Origin of the sequence: Citricoccus muralis (genome assembly GCF_029637705.1) — a bacterium.
Taxonomy (GTDB): domain Bacteria; phylum Actinomycetota; class Actinomycetes; order Actinomycetales; family Micrococcaceae; genus CmP2.
The window spans coordinates 1,316,623-1,335,518 of record NZ_CP121252.1 but is presented as its reverse complement, the minus strand read 5'-3'; the positions used below and the strand labels follow the sequence as shown (position 1 = coordinate 1,335,518).

Annotated in this window: 16 protein-coding genes; 5 read left to right on the top strand and 11 right to left on the bottom strand. The window is 64.5% G+C overall.

Going from position 1 to position 18,896, the window contains the following annotated elements; all coding sequences use genetic code 11:
* Nucleotide 1 precedes the first annotated feature (1 nt).
* Both P8192_RS06110 and P8192_RS06105 read left to right on the top strand, forming a co-directional pair.
* The gene (locus P8192_RS06110) at nt 2-640 is read left to right on the top strand and encodes a hypothetical protein (RefSeq protein ID WP_278159357.1); all 639 of its coding nucleotides are present in this window, start codon (nt 2-4) and stop codon (nt 638-640) included.
* Nucleotides 641-758: 118 nt separating this feature from the next.
* Nucleotides 759-2,135 (top strand): NAD-dependent succinate-semialdehyde dehydrogenase, encoded by a 1,377-nt coding sequence (locus P8192_RS06105; RefSeq protein ID WP_278159355.1) that lies wholly within the window; start codon nt 759-761, stop codon nt 2,133-2,135.
* Nucleotides 2,136-2,237: 102 nt separating this feature from the next.
* On the opposite strand, the gene P8192_RS06100 is transcribed toward P8192_RS06105, so the two are convergent.
* The 3 genes from P8192_RS06100 to P8192_RS06090 are packed head-to-tail and all read right to left on the bottom strand — an operon-like array spanning nt 2,238 to nt 5,405.
* Entirely contained in the window at nt 2,238-3,830 is a 1,593-nt protein-coding gene (locus P8192_RS06100) for a tripartite tricarboxylate transporter permease (protein ID WP_278159353.1), read from the bottom strand.
* On the bottom strand, nt 3,827-4,390 hold the full coding sequence (locus P8192_RS06095) for a tripartite tricarboxylate transporter TctB family protein (RefSeq protein WP_278159351.1): 564 nt from the start codon (nt 4,388-4,390) through the stop codon (nt 3,827-3,829). The genes P8192_RS06100 and P8192_RS06095 overlap by 4 nt, the downstream gene beginning before the upstream one ends.
* Before the next feature lie 13 nt (nt 4,391-4,403).
* Nucleotides 4,404-5,405 (bottom strand): tripartite tricarboxylate transporter substrate binding protein, encoded by a 1,002-nt coding sequence (locus tag P8192_RS06090; protein WP_278159350.1) that lies wholly within the window; start codon nt 5,403-5,405, stop codon nt 4,404-4,406.
* Nucleotides 5,406-5,741: 336 nt separating this feature from the next.
* Between P8192_RS06090 and P8192_RS06085 the strand changes: the two genes are divergently transcribed.
* Together P8192_RS06085 and hrpA are read left to right on the top strand one after the other, a co-directional pair.
* Nucleotides 5,742-6,761, top strand: a complete 1,020-nt coding sequence (locus P8192_RS06085; RefSeq protein WP_278159348.1) for a LacI family DNA-binding transcriptional regulator — start codon at nt 5,742-5,744, stop codon at nt 6,759-6,761.
* A 43-nt stretch (nt 6,762-6,804) separates the two neighbouring features.
* Nucleotides 6,805-10,887 (top strand): ATP-dependent RNA helicase HrpA, encoded by a 4,083-nt coding sequence (hrpA, locus tag P8192_RS06080; protein ID WP_278159346.1) that lies wholly within the window; start codon nt 6,805-6,807, stop codon nt 10,885-10,887.
* An 18-nt stretch (nt 10,888-10,905) separates the two neighbouring features.
* Here the strand turns inward: hrpA and P8192_RS06075 are convergent, their stop codons facing one another.
* The 3 genes from P8192_RS06075 to P8192_RS06065 all read right to left on the bottom strand — a co-directional run bounded on the left by P8192_RS06075 (nt 10,906) and on the right by P8192_RS06065 (nt 13,050).
* Nucleotides 10,906-11,334 carry an HIT family protein gene (locus tag P8192_RS06075; protein WP_278159345.1) on the bottom strand — a complete coding sequence of 143 codons (429 nt, stop codon included), beginning with the start codon at nt 11,332-11,334 and terminating at the stop codon, nt 10,906-10,908.
* 64 nt (nt 11,335-11,398) lie between these two features.
* Nucleotides 11,399-12,373, bottom strand: coding sequence for a sulfurtransferase (locus tag P8192_RS06070; RefSeq protein WP_278159344.1), 975 nt, complete (start codon nt 12,371-12,373; stop codon nt 11,399-11,401).
* Nucleotides 12,361-13,050, bottom strand: coding sequence for an MBL fold metallo-hydrolase (locus P8192_RS06065; RefSeq protein ID WP_278159342.1), 690 nt, complete (start codon nt 13,048-13,050; stop codon nt 12,361-12,363). Before P8192_RS06065 ends, P8192_RS06070 begins: the two co-directional genes overlap by 13 nt.
* An 88-nt stretch (nt 13,051-13,138) precedes the next feature.
* On the opposite strand from P8192_RS06065, the gene P8192_RS06060 reads away from it, so the two are divergent.
* A complete protein-coding gene (locus tag P8192_RS06060; RefSeq protein WP_270105617.1) occupies nt 13,139-13,576 on the top strand; it encodes a Fur family transcriptional regulator in 438 nt (145 codons plus the stop codon).
* Here P8192_RS06060 and P8192_RS06055 read toward each other — a convergent pair.
* From P8192_RS06055 to P8192_RS06035, 5 genes are all read right to left on the bottom strand, one after another.
* On the bottom strand, nt 13,573-14,337 hold the full coding sequence (locus P8192_RS06055; protein WP_278159340.1) for a metal ABC transporter ATP-binding protein: 765 nt from the start codon (nt 14,335-14,337) through the stop codon (nt 13,573-13,575). The genes P8192_RS06060 and P8192_RS06055 overlap by 4 nt on opposite strands.
* Nucleotides 14,334-15,275 (bottom strand): metal ABC transporter permease, encoded by a 942-nt coding sequence (locus tag P8192_RS06050; protein ID WP_278159338.1) that lies wholly within the window; start codon nt 15,273-15,275, stop codon nt 14,334-14,336. Before P8192_RS06050 ends, P8192_RS06055 begins: the two co-directional genes overlap by 4 nt.
* A gap of 6 nt (nt 15,276-15,281) precedes the next feature.
* Complete coding sequence (locus P8192_RS06045) at nt 15,282-16,301, bottom strand: metal ABC transporter substrate-binding protein (protein ID WP_278159337.1); 1,020 nt, start codon at nt 16,299-16,301, stop codon at nt 15,282-15,284.
* A gap of 79 nt (nt 16,302-16,380) precedes the next feature.
* Complete coding sequence (locus P8192_RS06040) at nt 16,381-17,439, bottom strand: hemolysin family protein (RefSeq protein WP_278159336.1); 1,059 nt, start codon at nt 17,437-17,439, stop codon at nt 16,381-16,383.
* Nucleotides 17,436-18,785 (bottom strand): hemolysin family protein, encoded by a 1,350-nt coding sequence (locus tag P8192_RS06035; RefSeq protein ID WP_270107593.1) that lies wholly within the window; start codon nt 18,783-18,785, stop codon nt 17,436-17,438. The genes P8192_RS06040 and P8192_RS06035 overlap by 4 nt, the downstream gene beginning before the upstream one ends.
* Nucleotides 18,786-18,896 lie beyond the last annotated feature (111 nt).

Here is an 18,896-nt window from a genome sequence, read left to right as displayed (position 1 = left end):
CATGGCCACACCTGTTTCTGGTACCAGCACCTCCAGCATCGTCGAAGCCTCGCATGTGGCCTGGGATGACTGGGTTTCCGCCCTCGACCATCATGGCGCTCGGGATAAACCCCACGCCGAGATTGCACAGCTGGCGCAACACATGATCACCGGCGATGATCCCGATACCCATCTGAGCATTCCAGAGGATGCGAAAATTCACAGCAGCCCGGGTTGGTGGGCTCAAGGCGTCACGGTCGCGTATGAACAGCACATCGGTCGCCGAGCTCCGGGGCAGCGTGCCGACGGAACCTTCGAAGCATCTGCATCCAGGACGTTGCCTGTCCTTCGCGAAGCACTGTTGCCCGAGATACTGAGCTGGTTGGAGACGTTGTTGAAATCTCCCGAATTTCCCAGTGCCCCGGCCGGTGAACCCCGCGTCTCCTCCACAGAGAAGCGCGATAATTGGCGCGTATCCCTCACAGACGGAACCGCCGTGCTGGTCAGCGTCGAGTCCCGCACCGCGAAACAGGGCGAGCGTACCGCCGTGGTGGTTGCCCATTCCAAGATCACCCAGGCCGAAGCCATGGCAGAGTGGAAATCATTCTGGAAGCAATCGCTGTCTACCTTCGACCCTGCCCTGGGCGAGCCTCAGGGCTGACACATCTCGCCTGCTCGTCGTTACAGTGGAGGCACCGGTCGCCGTGCGGCGATCACGAGTCAGCAGCTGAGGTTCCCTGACTCACTAATGACCCCGACAGACGCGAAGGAGGATCTCCGTGGGCTTCCGCACACAGAATCCAAGCACCGGCGTGATTGAGCGCGAGTTCGACAACGCCACCGACGAGCAAATCGAACAGGCACTGACCACCACCGAGCGGGCCTATCGCGCATGGTCGGCTCGGCCCATGTCCGAGCGGGGAACTATCCTGCAGCGGGTCGCCGATCTCTTTGACGAACGCGCAGAGGACCTGGCCGCCATCGCCACCCGCGAGATGGGAAAACCGTTGCGCGAAGCCGTCGGCGAGGTCAAGTACGTGGCCCAGATCTTCCGCTATTACGCCACCGAAGGCGAAGAGCTTAGCAAAGACCAAGAGCTGCGCAATATCGACGGCACCCGGTGTCTGATTCAGCGCCGTCCGGTCGGCGGGTTGCTGGGCATTATGCCCTGGAACTTCCCGTACTACCAGGTGGCCCGATTCGCCGCGCCGAACCTGATGCTGGGCAACACCATCATCCTCAAGCACGCTGAAATCTGCGCGGCCTCCGCGCTCGCGATCGCCGAGCTGCTCCACGAAGCAGGAGTGCCTGAGGGCGTCTACCAGAACGTCTTCGCTACCCACGAGCAAATCTCCACCATCATCGCCGCGCCTCAGATCCAGGGGGTGTCGCTGACCGGGTCCGAGCGGGCCGGCGCCATTGTGGCCGAACAGGCCGGCAGGCATCTCAAGAAGGTCGTACTGGAACTCGGTGGCTCCGACCCATACATCATCCTCAGCTCGGACGATGTGGCCAAGTCCGCGAAGACCGCGCTGCGCACCCGGCTCTCCAACGCCGGCCAGGCCTGCACCTCCAATAAGCGGATGATCGTGATGGAGGATATCTACGACGAGTTCGTCGAATCACTCGTTGCCGAAGCCGAATCGCTGACCGCCGGTGATCCTGCCGCCTCGGAACGTGGCACCTATCCCCCGGTCTCATCGGAGTCGGCCGTAGAAGGGCTGCTGAGCCAGATCGCCGACGCCGCACAGAACGGCGCCACGATCCGCGTGGGCGGACAGCGCGAGGCACGAGATGGGTACTACGTCCAGCCGACGGTAATGACCGACATCACTCCGGCTGCACGCGCCTACCAGGAGGAGCTCTTCGGTCCGGTGGCCATGGTCTACAAGGTGTCTTCGGAAGAAGAAGCACTCACACTGGCCAACGACTCTGCGTACGGTCTGGGCGGCTCGGTGTTTTCCACGGACGTCGAGCAAGCCACACGGCTGGCAGAGCAGCTGGAGGTTGGCATGTCTCATGTGAACGGGTACAACACCTCCGGGGCCGACTTGCCCTTCGGCGGGGTCAAGCGCTCCGGCTATGGGCGCGAGTTGGGCCCGCTGGGCATGGACGAATTCGTGAACAAGCGGTTGTTCACCATCCGTGAGTCCTGACCTTCGGTAGGCCCGAAACGCATCGGCCCGGTCGGTGCGCTGCTGAGAAGCAGTGCACCGACCGGGCCGATGTCGTGGTGGAGCGATGTTCTTCCCTGTTGATCAGGGAATCAGCACGGACATACCCTCGTCTTTGCCAGCCATGGCTGCCTTACGGCGAGCGCGCATAGCCCGCAGCGGAGGCAGAATGAGTGCCGCCGCCGAGATGGCGAAAAGCACCAGGGCAATCGGCGAACCGAGGAATGCCTCCCATCCGCCACCGATGAGCGTTCGACGCAGGTTGGATTCAGCCAGCGGGCCCAAGATGAGTCCCAGCACAGCCGGGCCGGGCGGGAATCCGAAGCGGAGCATGAACAGTCCAACCAGGCCCATGATCAGCATCACCATCACGTCGAAGACAGAGTTGTTGATCGAGAAGGTGCCCACGATACAGAACACGAGGATGATCACCCACAGGTACTGGTTCTTCAGTTCCAGCAGCTTCACCATCGACTTCATGCGCACCAGGGAGACCGCCAGCGACAACACGGTCGCGATCAGCAGAATCATGGCCAGCGAGTAAACCAGCGAGGGATCGTTCGCGAACAGCGCCGGTCCGGGCTGGATGCCCCAGATCATCATGGATCCGATCAGCACCGCCATCACGGAGTCACCGGGAATACCCAGCGCCATCGTGGTCGTCACCGAGCCACCAATGGTGGCGGTGGAGGAGGTATCCCCCGCCGTAAGCCCTTCAATAGAACCCTTACCGAACTCGTGCTTGTTTTTGGACACGCGCTTGGCGTTGTCCCAGGCGATGATGCCGGCAATGTCACCACCGACGGCGGGCACGAGACCCACCACGGAGCCGGTACCAGCACCGACACCCATGGGCTTGAGTATGCGGCGGAAGGTAGCTCCATCAGGGAACCAGCGGCCCAGCTGCTGAATCGGCTTGATCTGCTTTTCGTTGCGTCGGTGCGTGATCATCTGGTTGAGCACCTCGGCCAGACCAAACAGACCAATAATCACCGGAATGAACGGAACCCCGCCGTTGAGCTCAAGGATGCCCAGGGTGAAACGCTGGTCACCGGTGATCGGATCACGCCCTACGGTGGCGAGGAACAATCCAAACATGCCGGCGATCAGGCCCTTGGTGATGCGTCCGGACGACACACCAATCATCATGGTCAGGCCGAAGACCACCAGAGCGAAAAGCTCCGGTGGACCGAATTCACGAGCCAGGCCGGCGATCGGGATCGCGAACAGGGCCAACAGGATCGTGCCGAAAACCATGCCGAACGCCGAGCCGAAGGCAGAGACGGTCATCGCTAGGCCGGCCTGACCGTTCTTCGCCATCGGGTAGCCATCAAAAGTGGTGGAAATCGATGACGGCGTGCCCGGGGTGTTGATCAGAATGGCGGGTACCCGGTCACCGAACTGGGCGGCCACGTAGATGGTCAGCAACACGGCCAGGCCCTGCAGCGGTTCCATGGTCAGGGTGAACCCGGAGGCCAGAGCGACCGCCATGGTGGCGGTCACGCCGGGGAAGGCACCCACCAGCATGCCGACGAGCATGCCCAAGCCGATGTAGATCAAAGTGTCCCAGCGCAACACCACGGAGGCGCCGTCCAGCACCGAATTCGCCAGTACCAGCTGCGAGCTGGCGGCGTGGAAGAGATCGGGGAGCATCCCCGTCATGAGTGGCTCGATCATAGCGGAACCCCCAAGAAAGTAATGAACAGCAGATGCAACACGGCTCCGATAATGATCGGAAATACCACCAGCGCCCGCCAGCCGCGCAACCCGTAGAGGGCCACGAGCAGGGCGGTCGCGGCGATGGTAATCAACCAGAACTGCAGCACGTTAAACAGCAAGACGTATCCGACCAGCACCGCGCCGGAGATCAGCAGGCGGCTTATGCCCCACCAGGTCATGTGATCAGGAATGTCGGCGGGCCGTACACCGCGCATCACGTTGGTCAGGATGAGCAGCCCGCCCATCACGATCATCGCGGTAGCGAGCATCGTCGGCCAGAATTGCGGCCCCAGTTCGCCGCGGTTGTGTGCCTGGATATTGCCAGTCATCACCAGCACCCAGATGCCCACGCCCACGGCGGCGGCCACCGGGATCAGCTCACGGAGCCGATAGGGGAGATTCTTCAGGAGAGGTTCCGCCTCCGGATGCCGAAGTTCTGCCAGCGTCGCCCCCTCCTCGGAGGGGGCGACGTCGGCGTCAGCATCTCGGACGACGGACTCGCGGGGCGAGTCAGTCATCGTCTTCTCGCTTTCACTCGGTGGACTGTGCCAATTCGATCCAGCGGCCGTGACGCTCTTCTTCTTCCTGGATGAAGGCGTCGAATTCCTCGGCGGAGGTGCCCAGCGGGATGAGGTTGGAACTTTCGATCACGTCGGTGTAGGCGGGATCCTGCGCGGCAGCCTGGATGGCTTCGCTGAGCACCGTCACGACGTCCTCGGGAGTGCCAGCCGGCACCACGATTCCGGTGAAGGAAGCGTTCTGCAGGTCTACGCCCTCTTCAGCGGCGGTGGGCACGTCAGGTAGCTCTTCCAGCCGCTCCTCGGTGAGCACGGCGAGGTAACGCATTTCTCCGCCGTCGACCTGGGCCTTCTGGGAGCCCACGGCGTCGATGGAGAAGTCCACGTCACCGGCCGCAGCAGCGGCAATGGAGGGAGCCGAACCGTCGAAGGGGACGTTGGTCAGCTCAATGTCGGCCAATTCCTGCAGCCCTTGGGCCGGGTTGTCCCACACCGAGCCCACACCGGGAGATGAGTAAGTGACCTCGCCCGGACGCTCCTTGGCATCGTCGATGAGATCCTGCAGGGTCTCGTAGGGACTGTCCGAGCGCACGGCAATGGCGCCCGGGCCGGAGATGATCTGAGAGAGGAACTCATAGTCATCCGGAGAGATGTCGTAGTCCATGAACTGCAGAGTGGCAACCTCGGCCCCGACCATGGACATGTTGTAGCCGTCCGGTTCCTGTTCCTTCAGCCAGTTGTAGCCGACGGAGCCATTGGCACCCGGACGGTTCTCGACGACGACGTTGACGCCGAGCTCGTCCTCGAGCAGTGGGGCGATGGTGCGTGCCGAGAGGTCACCGGAGCCACCGGCCTGCCATGGCACGATCAGGCGCAGATCCTTCGTGGGAAATTCGGAGTCTTCTTCCCCACCGCCGTTATTGCTGGCGCAGGCGCTCAGAGCCAGGCCGGCGGTGGCTGCCAGAGCGATGGTGGTGATCAGGGACCGGCCCCGGCGCGATGTGCGATTCAACATGACGTTCCTCCAAGAAAGGGCGATGTGATGTGTGGGTGTGTTGTCGCGTGTCTGACCCCGCCTACGCTGTGCCATCGGTATGAATGAACATCCAATACAACCGGTTGCAAACGTGATCTGAGTCACAACATGATGATGAACCAGCTTGCCACGACCACCCGGGTCAGGTCACACAATTGCCAAAAGTTGCCAAGCATGACCGATTGTGACGGCCGCCACTCCGCGCTGTTCCCGGCGGAATGGACAGATCCTGGCAACGCATGGCAATATCCACTCAACTGAGTTAGGCGCGTCACACCGCTACCACCACCGCTCGCCCGGGAAGGGTCACCGGAGATGACACGCACAGCCGATCAGGATCCCTCCGCAGCCGAACGGGTACTGTTGCGCGATGTCGCCGACGCCGCCGGGGTGGCGCTGTCCACGGCGTCTCGGGCCTTCACCCAGCCGGACCGGGTGAACTTTCAGACCGTCGAGCACATTATGGCCGTCGCCGCCCGGTTGGGATATCGCCGCGAACCTGCACGGGTGACGCCGGCCCGCACCATGTCGCGCACCCTGTATCTGCTCGTGCAGGACAGCGCTAATCCGTTCTTCACGGATCTGGTCAAAGGCGTGGTCCGTCAAGCCAAGGCCGCTGGCTATCTGGCTGTCGTTGGTGACGCCGAAGAAACTCCGGCCATGGAACAGGTCCTCATCGAGCGGGTATCGCGTGCCGTCGACGGCATCATTACCTCGGCACGGTCCACTTCGGATACAGAAATGCGCGAACTGGCTCGTCACCAACCCCTGGTGATGTTCAACCGGGAGGTGGTCGGTGTCAGTTCGGTCATCGCCGGTACCTCCGAAAGTTCGCATCAGCTCATCGAGCACCTGCACGCCTTGGGGCACCGTCGCGTGGTGTACTGCGCCGGGCCGAACAATAGCTGGACCAATCTACAACGCTGGCGTGCACTGCATCACGGAGCGCGGAAACTCGGTATGACGATCATCCGCACCGGACCTTTCTCTCCCAACTACGATCAGGGGCCAGTGGCCGGAGAGATCGCCGCTGCGCACCGTCCCACCGCGATCGTGGCGTTCAATGATCAACTGGCGATTGGGATGATCCGCCACTTCGTGCGCCGCGGGGTACAGGTACCCGAGGACCTCTCCATTACCGGCTACGACAACACCTACGGGGCGAGCTTCGTACATTCGGGGCTGACCTGCTTGGACGCACCCGTTGAGGAGGCTGGTCGGGCCGCGGTGGATTTGTTGTTGACCCAGATCGGCGGGGACACCCGGCCCCGCACCATCCGGCTCCCTTCCCCCTTGCGGGTGCGTGGCTCCACCGGACCAGCTCCAGCGGGCTGAACGACGTTGACGACGCGCCACACTCGGTAGAATCGGGGTCATCATGTCCGATTCCGCAGCCCAGCCGAACCACGGCTCCGCCCCCGCCCCGTCGCGCAGCATCACCTTTCCCGAGCATCTGCCCGTCTCTGCTCGGCGTGACGACATCATCGCCGCCTTGGCCGAGCACCAGGTGATCATCGTGGCCGGCGAGACCGGATCGGGCAAGACCACCCAGTTGCCCAAAATGTGTCTTGCCTTGGGCCTGGACGAACACGGGATCATCGGACACACCCAGCCGCGCCGCATCGCTGCCCGCTCGGTGGCCGAACGCATCGCCGAGGAGCTCGGTGAGGACATCGGATCCACCGTGGGATACCAGGTGCGTTTTACCGCCGAAACGTCCGAGGACACCCGGGTCAAGGTGATGACCGACGGCATTCTGCTGGCCGAGATCCCGCATGATCCGCTGCTAAAGCGCTACTCGGTGATCATCATCGACGAGGCCCACGAGCGCAGCCTCAACATCGACTTCCTCCTGGGCTATCTCAAGCGGATCCTGCCGCAACGCCCGGACCTGAAAGTCATTGTCACCTCGGCCACGATCGACCCAGAATCGTTCGCCGCGCACTTCGCCACCGGCGTGGATGCGGAAGGCGAACCGGAACCGGCACCCATTATCGAAGTCTCCGGGCGAACCTTTCCAGTGGAGATCCGGTACCGGCCGCTCACTGAGTCTGATTCTCCTCACGGTGACGACGACGCTGCAGAGCGTGGCGGCGGCCACGACGAGGAATCCCGCGATCCGGTGGACGCCGTGGGCGACGCCGTCGAGGAGCTCGCCGCCGAACCGGATGGCGACATTCTGGTGTTCTTCCCGGGCGAGCGCGAAATCCGCGATGCGGCCGAAGCGCTGGCGCCGCGGCTGGCAGCACATCCGCGCCTGTCCACCACCGAGATTCTGCCCCTGTACGGTCGGCTGTCGATGGCCGAGCAGCACCGGGTGTTCCGTCGCGGAGGCAAGCGACGGATCGTATTGGCCACCAATGTGGCGGAGACGTCGCTGACCGTACCCGGCATCAAATATGTCGTCGACACCGGCACCGCCCGCATTTCCCGGTACTCCCACCGCACGAAGGTGCAGCGGCTGCCCATCGAACGCATCTCCCAGGCCAGCGCGGCTCAGCGTTCCGGGCGGTCCGGGCGTACCAGCGACGGCATTGCCATCCGCCTGTACTCTCAAGAGGATTTCGAGGCGCGCGCCGAGTTCACCGATCCGGAGATTCTGCGCACCAACCTGGCCGCCGTCATCCTGCAGATGCTGCACCTGGGGGTGGCAAAAACCCCGAAAGACATCGCCGACTTCCCCTTCCTACAGCCCCCGGACACCCGCCAAATCACCGACGGCGCCACGCTGCTCACCGAACTGGGCGCGCTGAACTCGGGAGCACCCGGGTCAGGGTCCCAAGGCACCATCACCTCCCTGGGCCGTTCCCTGGCCCGGCTACCCGTGGATCCGCGACTGGGCCGAATGATCTTGGCCGCCCACGAGCTGGGCTGCACCCGCGAGGTCATGGTCCTCGCCGCCGCGCTGACCATTCAGGATCCCCGCGAGCGTCCCACCGAACACCGGGCCCAGGCCGATGAGCTCCACGCCCGGTTCCGAGACGATGCCTCGGATTTCTCCTCGGTCTTGAATCTGTGGTCGTATCTGCGCACCCAGCAGAAGGAGCTCTCCGGCAACCAGTTCCGCAAGATGTGCCGGGCCGAGTTCATCAACTACCTGCGGGTGCGCGAATGGCAGGACCTGGTGCAGCAGTTGCGCCAGTTGGCCTCACAGATCGGCATCAAGGTCTCCCCCGGCCCCCTCGACGCGGTGGCAATGCACGAACCAGTGCACCGGGCGCTGCTCACTGGACTGCTCTCCCACATTGGCTCCTGGGATGAGCGCAAACGGGAATACCAGGGAGCCCGCGGCACCCGGTTCGCAGTGTTCCCCGGCTCCGGGCTGTTCAAGAAGCGCCACGCCTTTGTGATGGCCGCCGAGCTGGTGGAAACCTCCCGGTTGTGGGCCCGCATGGTGGCCGCGATCGAACCGGAATGGATCGAACAGGCCGCCGGCTCCCTGGCCAAGCACACCTACTCCGAACCACACTGGTCTCGTCGTCAGGGTGCCGCCATGGCCCGCGAGCGCGTCACCGTCCTGGGGGTGACCATCGCGGTGGACCGGCTGGTGCGTTTCTCCCGTGTTGACCGCACCGAGGCTCGCGCGATGTTCATCCAGCACGCGCTGGTGGAGGGTGACTGGCAGAGTCGACACCATTTCGTGGCGCGCAACGAACAGGCGCTACGCGAGGTAGAGGAGTTGGAAACCCGACTGCGCCGTCGGGACCTGCGCATCAGCGACGAGGACCTGTTCCGGTTCTACGACGAGCGGGTTCCGGCCTCCGTGGTCTCACAGCGTCACTTCGATTCCTGGTGGAAGAAGGAACGCCACCGGAATCCTGAGTTGCTGGATCTGGATCCGAAGGCACTCATCCAGGCCGAGCCAGAAGACCTCGACACCGATCTCTTTCCGACCGTGTTCACCCATCCCACCGGCTCGGGTGACGTGGAGCTCGCACTGGACTACGCGTTCAATCCCAGCGTGACCACGGAAGGATCCGGCACCGACGGGGTGACGGTCACCATCCCGGTGGTGTTGCTCAACCAGATGGACCCGCAGCGCTTCGCTTGGCTGATCCCGGGCCTGCGCGTCGAACTGGTCACCGCACTCATCCGTGCCCTGCCCAAGGCGGTGCGCAAACAGGTGGTGCCCGCTCCCGACGTCGCCGCGCGCGCCGTAGCGATACTCGACGCCGAGTTCGACCCGGCCCATGATGAGCTCCTTGCGTCGCTGAGCACCGTACTGCGTCGGCTGAAATCGGTGGTGATCAGTAAAGATCAGTGGAATCCGGCGGCGGTGCCGGAGCATCTGCGCATGACCTACCGCGTGGTGGATGATCGCTCCGCGGTGGTCGGCGTGGGCGAGAATCTCGAAGACCTGCAGGCCCGGCTTTCCAATGCCAACCGCACCGCCATTGCCGCATCCCTAGCCGAGGCGGGCCTGGCGACGCGCGACGGCACCCGTGGCCCAGCTCAGTCTTCCGCGCCCCGACCGACCCCGGGCGCTGCGGCTCAGCGCGGCGCACAGAAGCGGAGCAAGGGCAACACCAACAGCCGAGCCGGGACGCCCGCCTATACTCCGCGGCACGGGCTGACCTCCTGGGACGTGGGCGATCTCTCGCGCAGCGTGAAAACGTCGGTCCCCGCCGGCTCCGGCACCCAGGAAATCACCGGCTACCCGGCGCTGCGCGCGGAAACCCTCGAGGATGGTTCCCCGGCGGCGGGGCTGATCATCACCCGCACCACAGGCGAGCAGCGCCAGGTGCACCGCCGCGGGGTGACCGCCCTACTGCGGGCCACCGTGCCGAATCCACAGCGGTACGTGCTTGATCACCTCAACCACCAGGAGAAGCTCACCTTTTCCCAGAGCCCGCACGGCTCCGTCGATTCGTTGATTGCGGACTGCACCACGGCAGCTATCGACGCGCTGTTGCCCGCTGATGATGCGCTGCCGTTCACGGAACGGGACTTCTCGGCCCTAGGTGAGCAGGTGCGGGCCGAGCTGATCGAGAAGGTCTTCGCGGTCACCCGCGTCGTCGAGCAGTCCTTGCGGCTGGCAGCTCAGGTGCGCAAACGGGTGAAGGCCACGCGCTCGCTATCGCTGGCGGCGGCGGTGTCGGATCTGCGTGCTCAGGTGGATCAGCTGATCTATCCGGGATTCGTGGCGGAGACGGGCTGGCGGCATCTACAGCATCTGCCCCGGTACTTACAGGCCATGCTCACCCGGTTGGACCGGCTGGATGCCGGCGGTCAGTTGCAGCGCGACGGGCTGAACATGCAGGTGGTCCAGGGGCTGGAAGATCAGTTCGACGACGCCGTCGCCGCCGTGCCCGAGTCCATCCCGGTGCCGAACGAGCTTGCCGAGGTGCGCTGGCTCATCGAGGAGCTACGGGTCAGCTTCTTCGCCCAGAATCTGGGCACCGCCGTCTCGGTGTCAGAAAAACGGGTACGCCAGGCCCTGCAGGGGGCCCAGCGTAGCTGACCGGCTCAGCCTGCGGGCTTAGGCCTGCGGGACGGTGGCTTCGTGGCCCTCCGCCCGCAGTTGGGCGCGCAGTTTCTCGGCGGCGGCGTCCAGATCAGCCGGGTCCGGGTGGTTGTCCACGGTGTCCAGGTCGAAGTCGGACAGGGAGTTCGAGGGCCAAACGTGCACGTGCAGGTGCGGCACCTCGTAGCCAGCCAGCATCAGGCCGGCTCGAGCCGCACCGAAAGCGGTGCGCTGGGCCGCACCGATGGTGTGCGCCACCGTCATCAGGTGCTGGACCAGCTCGGGGCTGGCGTCAGTCCAAAGGTCGATCTCCTCGCGCGGCACCACCAGGGTGTGTCCGGCCGCGAGCGGGCCGATGGAGAGGAACGCCACGCAGGTCTCGTCTTTCCAGACGAACCGGCCCGGCAGGTCGCCGTCGATGATGCGGGTGAACACGGTGGGCATGAGGTACCTCCTGGATCGTGGCTTCGGTGATCGCTCTCAGTGTCTCAAATCCGGTGCCGGTGCGTCAGGGTTGGTTGATGGTGGCAGGCTGGGAGTCATCGCCGGTGGCGACCGGACGCCCCGAGGTGTTGCACCAGGCCGACCAGGACCCCGGATACAGTGCGGCCTCAATGCCGGCCAGGTTCAGGGCCAGAATCTCTGCGGCGGCGGTGACACCGGAACCGCAGTAGGACACCACCGGGGTGGATTCGTCCACGTTCAGCCGGGCGAAATGCTCGCGCAACTCCTCGGCGGGGCGGAACCTGCCCTCAGGCGTCATCAGTTCAGCGATCGGCACCGAGATCGCGCTGGGAATGTGGCCTGCCACCGGGTCCATGGGCTCGGATTCGCCGCGGAACCGCTCAGCAGTGCGAGCGTCCATCACCACACCGGTCTCCGCCACGGCCTCAACTTCGTCGGTGTCAACCACCGGCATCTTGCCCCAGGAGGTGTGAGCATCGCCCAGCACAGGAAGCACCTCACCGGCCTGCTGTGGCAGATCGGCGTCGCGCCAGGCGGCCAAACCGCCGTCAAGCACGTAGACCTTATCGAAGCCGGCGTGGCGCAGCAGCCACCAGGCCCGCGGTGCGGCCGCAGAGAAGACGTCGTCGTAGACCACCACGGTGTCGCCGTCGTTGATCCCGAGCATGCGGGCCGAATCCGTGAAGCGCACCGGGTCCGGCAGCGGGTGCCGTCCCAGGGTGGGGGCGCCGTGACCGGAGAGTTGGCCCGACATCGAGACGAACACCGCGCCCGGAATATGACCCTGCCGGTACTGCTCGTGGCCCTGCCCCGGGGCCTGCACCGACCAGCGCACGTCCAGAATCACCAGATGGCCGGGCTCCGGGATGGCCTCGGACGCAGCGAAACCGGTGGCCGGCTGCGCGGCGGGCTCACCGGGAGGGGCCATCCCCAACCAGCCGGCCAGGGTGTGGGCATCGATCAGCACCGCCGGCGGCTTGCTGCGCCGCCGTCCGCTCGTCGAACTCACCTCATCCATGTCTTCTCCCCCTCGGTCAGCACGGTCAGTTCCGCGCCATAGCGCTGCGCGAAAGCCTCCACCTGCTTCAGGTAAACCCCACGGCCGACGCCGCTGAGCAGCGCATCGTGGATCGGGATCACCTGGCGGGGGCGGACGGCGATGATGAAGTCCAGGGTCTCGGCGAGCCGGGCCCAGGGCGCGCTGACCGGGACCAGCAACGTGTCCAGCCCGGTCAGTTCCGGCACCACATAGGCGTCGCCGGGGTGATAGAGCCGCTCGTCGATGAGGTAGCCGAGGTTGGCCACCACCGGAATCTGGGGGTGGATGACGGCGTGCTGACCGCCGAGCACCCGAATGCGGAATCCAGCCCGCTCCAGCTCGTCGCCGGGTTCGGCCACCAGCAGCTGGGCGGAGAGCTCGTTTTCGCTCGCCGCACCCAGTGCGCTGATCACCGCGGGCGGGGCGGTGAGCGTGGCCTCCGGGTGGTCATTCAGCCACTGCAACACCGGCGCCGCATCAAGGTGGTCTGCGTGCTCGTGAGTCACCAGCACATGCTCGGCGCCGTCCAGGGCCACGGAGAGGTCGGTGAACGCCCCGGGGTCGATGACCAGGCTTCGCCCATCACGGTGCAGGCTGATACAAGCGTGCCCGTGCTTGGTGATGTGCGGGGGCGACGACGTCGAAGGTGGAAGCACTCCCCTACATTATCGCGAGATTCCCGATCGTGGTACGTCTCTGACTGGTAGCCTGGTGGTCGACCAAACAGAAGGGGCCACACCACCGATGACCACAGGTTCCGGCGAGCGTTCGGCCATCACCGGCCGCGTGACCCGCCAGAAGAAAGCCATCCTCGCGGGGCTGGAGTCGTCCACCGATTTCCTGACCGCCCAAGAGCTGCATGGTTTGCTCCGCGAGCGCGGCGATTCCGTGTCGCTGGCCACCGTGTATCGGGTGCTGCAGCAGATGGTCGCGGCCGGCGAGGTGGATATTCTCCCTCAGGACGACGGTGAAGCTCTGTTCCGCCAGTGCGCTTCCACGGGGCATCACCATCATCTGGTGTGCCGCCGTTGTGGAGCCACCGTGGAAATCGAAGCCCCGACTGTGGAGCACTGGGCCTCACGGGTGGCCGATGAGCACGGCTACACCGAGGTCGAACACACCCTGGAAATCTACGGGCTTTGCCCCGCCTGCGCGGCCCTGCCCCGGGACTCCTCGAACTAGCAGTTCTCGTGCGGCGGGTCCACCAACGCCGAGGCCGGTGAGTGCAGCGCCCCCAGCCCGTACACCGTCTCCAGGTGCTCGCGGGTCAAGACCTGTTCAGGGGGGCCGGAGGCCACCACGGAGCCGTTGAGCAACAGCACATGATCGGCCGCTGCCGCTTCATCCAAGTCATGGGTGGTGAGCACCACTGAGTGGCCGTGCTCGGTTTCGGCGTGCACGACGTCGTCGATAATTCGCTTGGAGACGATATCCAGCCCGGTCATCGGTTCATCCAGCATCAGAATCTCGTGCCCCTGGGCCACTCCCTGCGCCACGTACACGCGCTGCCGCTGCCCGCCGGAAAGCTCTTCTAAATGCCGGTGCGCCAGGTCCTCAATATTCATCAGCCCCATCGCATCCTTCACGGCCTTGCGGTCGTCCGCGCCGAAAGGTTTGAACCAGCCGCGGGTGGAGAAACGCCCCATGCGCACCACATCGCGCACGGTGAGCGGCGTGCCCACCGGGTACACCACGGACTGCATCACGTAGGAGATCCGGGGGCGCATCTGTTCCACGGAGGCTCCCAGCACCTGAATCCGTCCCGCCGACGGCTCCAGAATGCCGGCAATCGCCTGCAGCAGGGTGGACTTACCGGAGCCGTTGGGGCCGATGACCGCGGTCACCCCACCAGCGGGCAGGGTGAAGGAGCTGGAGTCCAGGGCCAGGTGGCTACCGTGCATCAAAACGATGTCTTCGGCCTGCACTAGGTGCTGCGTGCTCATGAGACTACCTCTCCGTGAGTCGGATTTTCGCGCTGGTCCACCGGTTGCGCCACCGGGGAACGGTCGCTCAAGAGACGGCGTCCACCAGCACCGTTCGAAAAACGACGACGGCGCACCAGCCGCACCACCTCGCGCACCGCCAGCACCACGAAGAACAGCACCACCGGCACCAGCGACATCGACGCCGAGGCGGCGGTACCCGCGTAGAAGCTGATCAGCAACCCGACCCACACCGCGAGCAGGCCGATAGCCACCGAGACGGCGATCATGATGGGCACGGTGCGCGACACCAGCGCCGCAGTGGCCGCCGGGCCCACGAGCAAACCAAAGACCAACAGGGTGCCCACCGCCTGGTAGGAGCCGATCACCGCGGTGGCGATGAGCATCAACAGCATCCAGTGAGTGAACTGCGGGCGCATCCCCAGCGACTGGGATTTTGCTGGCGAGAACGACAACACCATCAGCGGCCGGTAGAGCAACAGCGACAACACCACCACGATTCCGGCGAACACCGCCTGAATCGCGATGTCGTCCCAGCTGACCCCCAGGGCATCACCGAAGAGTATGGAGGTCAGCGAACCGGTGTAGGAATCTGCCTTCGAGATGATCACCACGCCCAGGGCCATCATGCCGACGAAGAGCAAACCAATGGAGGTGTCCTCCTTCAGCGAGGTGGACCGGTAGATCAGCTCCATCCCCGCCACCATCACCAGCGCGGCAATACCCGCGCCGAGATACGGGGAGAAATCGAACAGCACCGCCGCCGCGAGCCCGGGCACCACACCGTGAACGAACGCGTCGCCGAAGAAGCTCATGCCGCGCAGCACCAGCCACACCCCGACGATCGAGCACATCAGGGCCGCGATCATTCCGCCCCACAGGGCGCGCTGTTGGAAGCCGAGGGTGAAGGGCTCGGTGAGCCAGGTGATCAGATCCATCGAGCCTCAGTCCTGTGCCGCGCCCAGGGCCTCGGCCAGGGTGCGTGCATTGTATTCCAGGGCTTCCGCGTAGGTCTCTGCCTCGGAGCCGGGCTCGCCCAGGCCACCTTCATAGAGCTGGACCAGCGGCGCCTCCCCGCCACTCTCGTCGGCCAGGGTTTCGATCAGCCGGTTGGAGGTCTGCACTGAGGTGATCAGCGCGTCCACGCCCTCGGCATCAATCTCTGCCGAGAGCCGGGCCAGGTCCTGAGACGACGGCTCGCCGTCAGTGGAGCCACCGGGCACAACGACGGCAGTGATCTCCAGGCCGTAGGCGTCAGCGAAGTAGTTGTAAGCAGCGTGGTCGGTCATCAGCGTGCGCTGATCTTCCGGTATCTCGCTGAACATCTCGATGATCGATTCGTGGGTCTCCATGAGCTGCGCAGAGGTCTCGGTGGCACAGTCGCGGTAGGTGTCATCGCCGGTAGCCTCGGCCAGCTCGTCGCCGATCAGCTCGGCGGCGGTGGCCATCCGGGACACATCCATCCAGACGTGAGGATCCGTGCCCGAATGGTTGTGCCCCACCTCGCCTTCGTCCTCGTCCTCGTCCTCGTGGCGATGGTCGTCTTCATCGTGGCTATGACCGTCATGGGACGCGAAGGGTAGCGGATCCAGCTGCGGAGCTACCTCCACCACGTTCACGCCATCCTCCACGGCGGTATCCAACGCGGACACCATGCTGGCCTCGAGTCCGAGACCGTTGGCCACCACCAGCGGTGCCTGTGACATCTCGGCGATTTCCGAGGAGCTGGGCGCGAAGACGTGAGGATCGTCGCCGGGGCCCATCAGCGTCTGGGTCTGGGCGTCCGCGCATTCGGTGATCTCGGAGGTGATCGAGCCCAGCTGCGTTGTCGTCGCGTAGGCCACGGTCTCGCCTTCGGCTTCGCTGCCAGCATCACCGGAACCGCCGCCACACCCCGCCAGCAGCAGGGCACCGATCGTGGCACCTCCGAGGGTGATTCCCCACCGTGGACGAGAGATGGTCATGACGTCAGCTCCTGTACGAACGAATCGGCCCGCGGTACCTCCGCGGGCCGATCCTAAGCTATCACACTGCGAACGGTTCTCAATAACGCCTGCGGGGCGCGTTGGCTTGCGTCGCATCGTGGATTTCGCCGACCAGGATTTCCAGGACGTCCTCCAAGAAGAGCACGCCCACGGTCTGGCCGTCGGCCGAAATCACCCGAGCCATATGCGATCCGGTGCGCTGCATCAAACTCAGCGCGTCCTCGATCTCCTCGGAGGCATCCACATTGGCCATCGAGCGCACCTTGGTCAGCGGAATCGGTTCCCGGCTGCGTTCCGCCGAGATCGTCATCACGTCTTTCAGGTGCAGATAGCCCAGGTAGGTCCCATCGTCGTTCTCCAGCACAAACCGGGAGAAGCCGGTCTTGCGCACGGCTTCTTCGAAGTCGGCCGGGGTGCCACCCGCAGGCAAGGTGATCACCCCAGAGTCGGGGACCATCACCGACCCGGCGGTGTGGGCGGTGAATTCCAGGGCGCCGGCCAAGAGGCCCGAACTGTCCTCCACGAGACCGGTCCGCGTGGACTCGGCCACAATGGACTGGACCTCCTCGAGAGTAAAGCTGGAATTCACTTCGTCCTTGGGTTCCACGCGCATGGCCCGCAGCACAATGTTGGCCATCCAGTTCATAAACCAGATCACCGGGCGCAGCGCCTTCTCCAACCACACCAGCGGCGGAGCCAGCAACATCACGGCTTTATCGGCCATGGAGACGGCGGCGTTCTTGGGCACCATCTCTCCGAAGGTCACATGCAGGAAGGTCACGATCAGCAGGGCGAACACGAACGCGGTGATATCCGCCGCGGCTGCCGGAATGCCGATGGCCTCCAGCGGAATCACAAACAGGTGGTGAATCGCCGGTTCGGAGATGTTCAGAATCAGCAGGGAGCAGACGGTGATGCCGAGCTGACAGATCGCCAGCATCTGGGAGACATGCTCCATGGCGAACAGGGCCGTCTTCGCCCGCTTGTGGCCAGCCTCAGCACGCGGCTCGATCTGCGAACGGCGCGCCCCCATGACGGCGAATTCGCCGCCAACGAAGAACGCGTTGCCTATCAGCAGCACGACCAGCCAGATCAGTCCCATCAGATCGGAGCTCATCGGGCGACCTCCTTGCTGCCGTGATCACCGTGGGCGTCGTCAGAATCCGGGCCGGAGTCCGGAATGAACTTCACCCGGTCAATACGCCGACCGTCCATCCGCTCCACCCGCAGCCGACCACCATCGACGTCGACCACGTCACCGACCGAGGCCACCCGACCCAGCTGGGCCATGATGTAGCCGCCGACGGTTTCATAGGATCCGTCTTCGGGGATGGTCAGACCAGAAATCTGCGTGCCCACTTCATCCGGACGCAACAACGCCGGGAAGTACCACTTGCCGGACGCCGTCTGAAGCACCCCGGGGGTAATGCGGTCGTGCTCGTCGGACACCTCGCCGACGATCTCCTCCACGAGATCCTCCAGTGTCACCACACCGGCGGTGCCACCGTATTCGTCTTCCACCACGGCCATCTGCAGGCTGGCCTGGCGTAGTTCGGTGAGCAGCTGATCCAAGTGCACGGTTTCGGGGACGCGGGCGACGTCGGTCATGATCGCTGCCGCCATCACCTCACCGCGCTTCTCACGCGGCACGGCCACGGCCTTCTTGACGTGCAAGACGCCGCGGATGTCGTCTGATGAGTCATTGATCACCGGGAAACGGGAGTACCCGGTGCGGCGAGCCACTTCCAGGACGGCGTCGATGTTGTCGCCGGTTTCCACGGTCTCCATGCGGATACGCGGTGTCATCACGTCGGCGGCCGAGCGCTCGGAGAACCGCAGCGTACGGTCAACGAACGTCGCCGTCTTGACATCCAGCGTGCCCATTTCGGCCGAACGTCGCACCAACGAGGACAGCTCCTCCGGGGTACGCGCTCCGGAGATTTCTTCCTTGGCTTCCAGGCCCATGGTGTGCAGGACTCGGTTGGAGAAGCCGTTGAGCAGGAAGATCGCGGGCTTGAACACGGCGGTGAAGACCAGCTGCGGACGGGCCAGGGCGCGACCCACCGACATCGCACGGGCGATGGCCAGGTTCTTGGGGATCAGCTCGCCGATCAGCATCGACAGGAAGGTCGCCACGATCATGGCGATCACCAGCGATACGGACGACGCCGCAACACCAGTGAGGCCAGCATTCTCCAGCGGCCCGGCGAGCAGCCGCCCCAGGGAGGGCTCCATCATGTAGCCGGTGAGCAACACGGTCAGGGTGATACCAAGCTGACATGCGGAGAGCTGAGTGGAAAGGGTCTTCAAGCACTTAAGCAGGGGCTCAGCACCTTTATCCCCGTCATCCACGAGGCGCTGGACGGTCGGAACGTCCAGCGCGATCATGGAGAATTCAACGGCAACGAAGAACCCGTTACCGAATATCAGCAGGAGGCCGACGGCGAGGAGTATCCATTCCACCGTCACCACCTGCCTTGGCTAGAAAGATACAAGCAGGGGCAACTAGAGGGCTCCGTTCCCGCAGCGGAAGCGCTGCGGCCATGTGCGGAGGCACCAGATCGGTGTCTATGC

What these genes read in the sequence shown, in the direction of transcription:
- P8192_RS06110 (WP_278159357.1), top strand. Translation starts at nt 2, where the DNA reads ATGGCCACACCTGTTTCTGGTACCAGCACCTCCAGCATCGTCGAAGCC.
- P8192_RS06100 (WP_278159353.1), bottom strand. Translation starts at nt 3,830, where the DNA reads ATGATCGAGCCACTCATGACGGGGATGCTCCCCGATCTCTTCCACGCC.
- P8192_RS06095 (WP_278159351.1), bottom strand. Translation starts at nt 4,390, where the DNA reads ATGACTGACTCGCCCCGCGAGTCCGTCGTCCGAGATGCTGACGCCGAC.
- P8192_RS06090 (WP_278159350.1), bottom strand. Translation starts at nt 5,405, where the DNA reads ATGTTGAATCGCACATCGCGCCGGGGCCGGTCCCTGATCACCACCATC.
- P8192_RS06085 (WP_278159348.1), top strand. Translation starts at nt 5,742, where the DNA reads ATGACACGCACAGCCGATCAGGATCCCTCCGCAGCCGAACGGGTACTG.
- hrpA (WP_278159346.1), top strand. Translation starts at nt 6,805, where the DNA reads ATGTCCGATTCCGCAGCCCAGCCGAACCACGGCTCCGCCCCCGCCCCG.
- P8192_RS06075 (WP_278159345.1), bottom strand. Translation starts at nt 11,334, where the DNA reads ATGCCCACCGTGTTCACCCGCATCATCGACGGCGACCTGCCGGGCCGG.
- P8192_RS06070 (WP_278159344.1), bottom strand. Translation starts at nt 12,373, where the DNA reads ATGGATGAGGTGAGTTCGACGAGCGGACGGCGGCGCAGCAAGCCGCCG.
- P8192_RS06060 (WP_270105617.1), top strand. Translation starts at nt 13,139, where the DNA reads ATGACCACAGGTTCCGGCGAGCGTTCGGCCATCACCGGCCGCGTGACC.
- P8192_RS06055 (WP_278159340.1), bottom strand. Translation starts at nt 14,337, where the DNA reads ATGAGCACGCAGCACCTAGTGCAGGCCGAAGACATCGTTTTGATGCAC.
- P8192_RS06050 (WP_278159338.1), bottom strand. Translation starts at nt 15,275, where the DNA reads ATGGATCTGATCACCTGGCTCACCGAGCCCTTCACCCTCGGCTTCCAA.
- P8192_RS06045 (WP_278159337.1), bottom strand. Translation starts at nt 16,301, where the DNA reads ATGACCATCTCTCGTCCACGGTGGGGAATCACCCTCGGAGGTGCCACG.
- P8192_RS06040 (WP_278159336.1), bottom strand. Translation starts at nt 17,439, where the DNA reads ATGAGCTCCGATCTGATGGGACTGATCTGGCTGGTCGTGCTGCTGATA.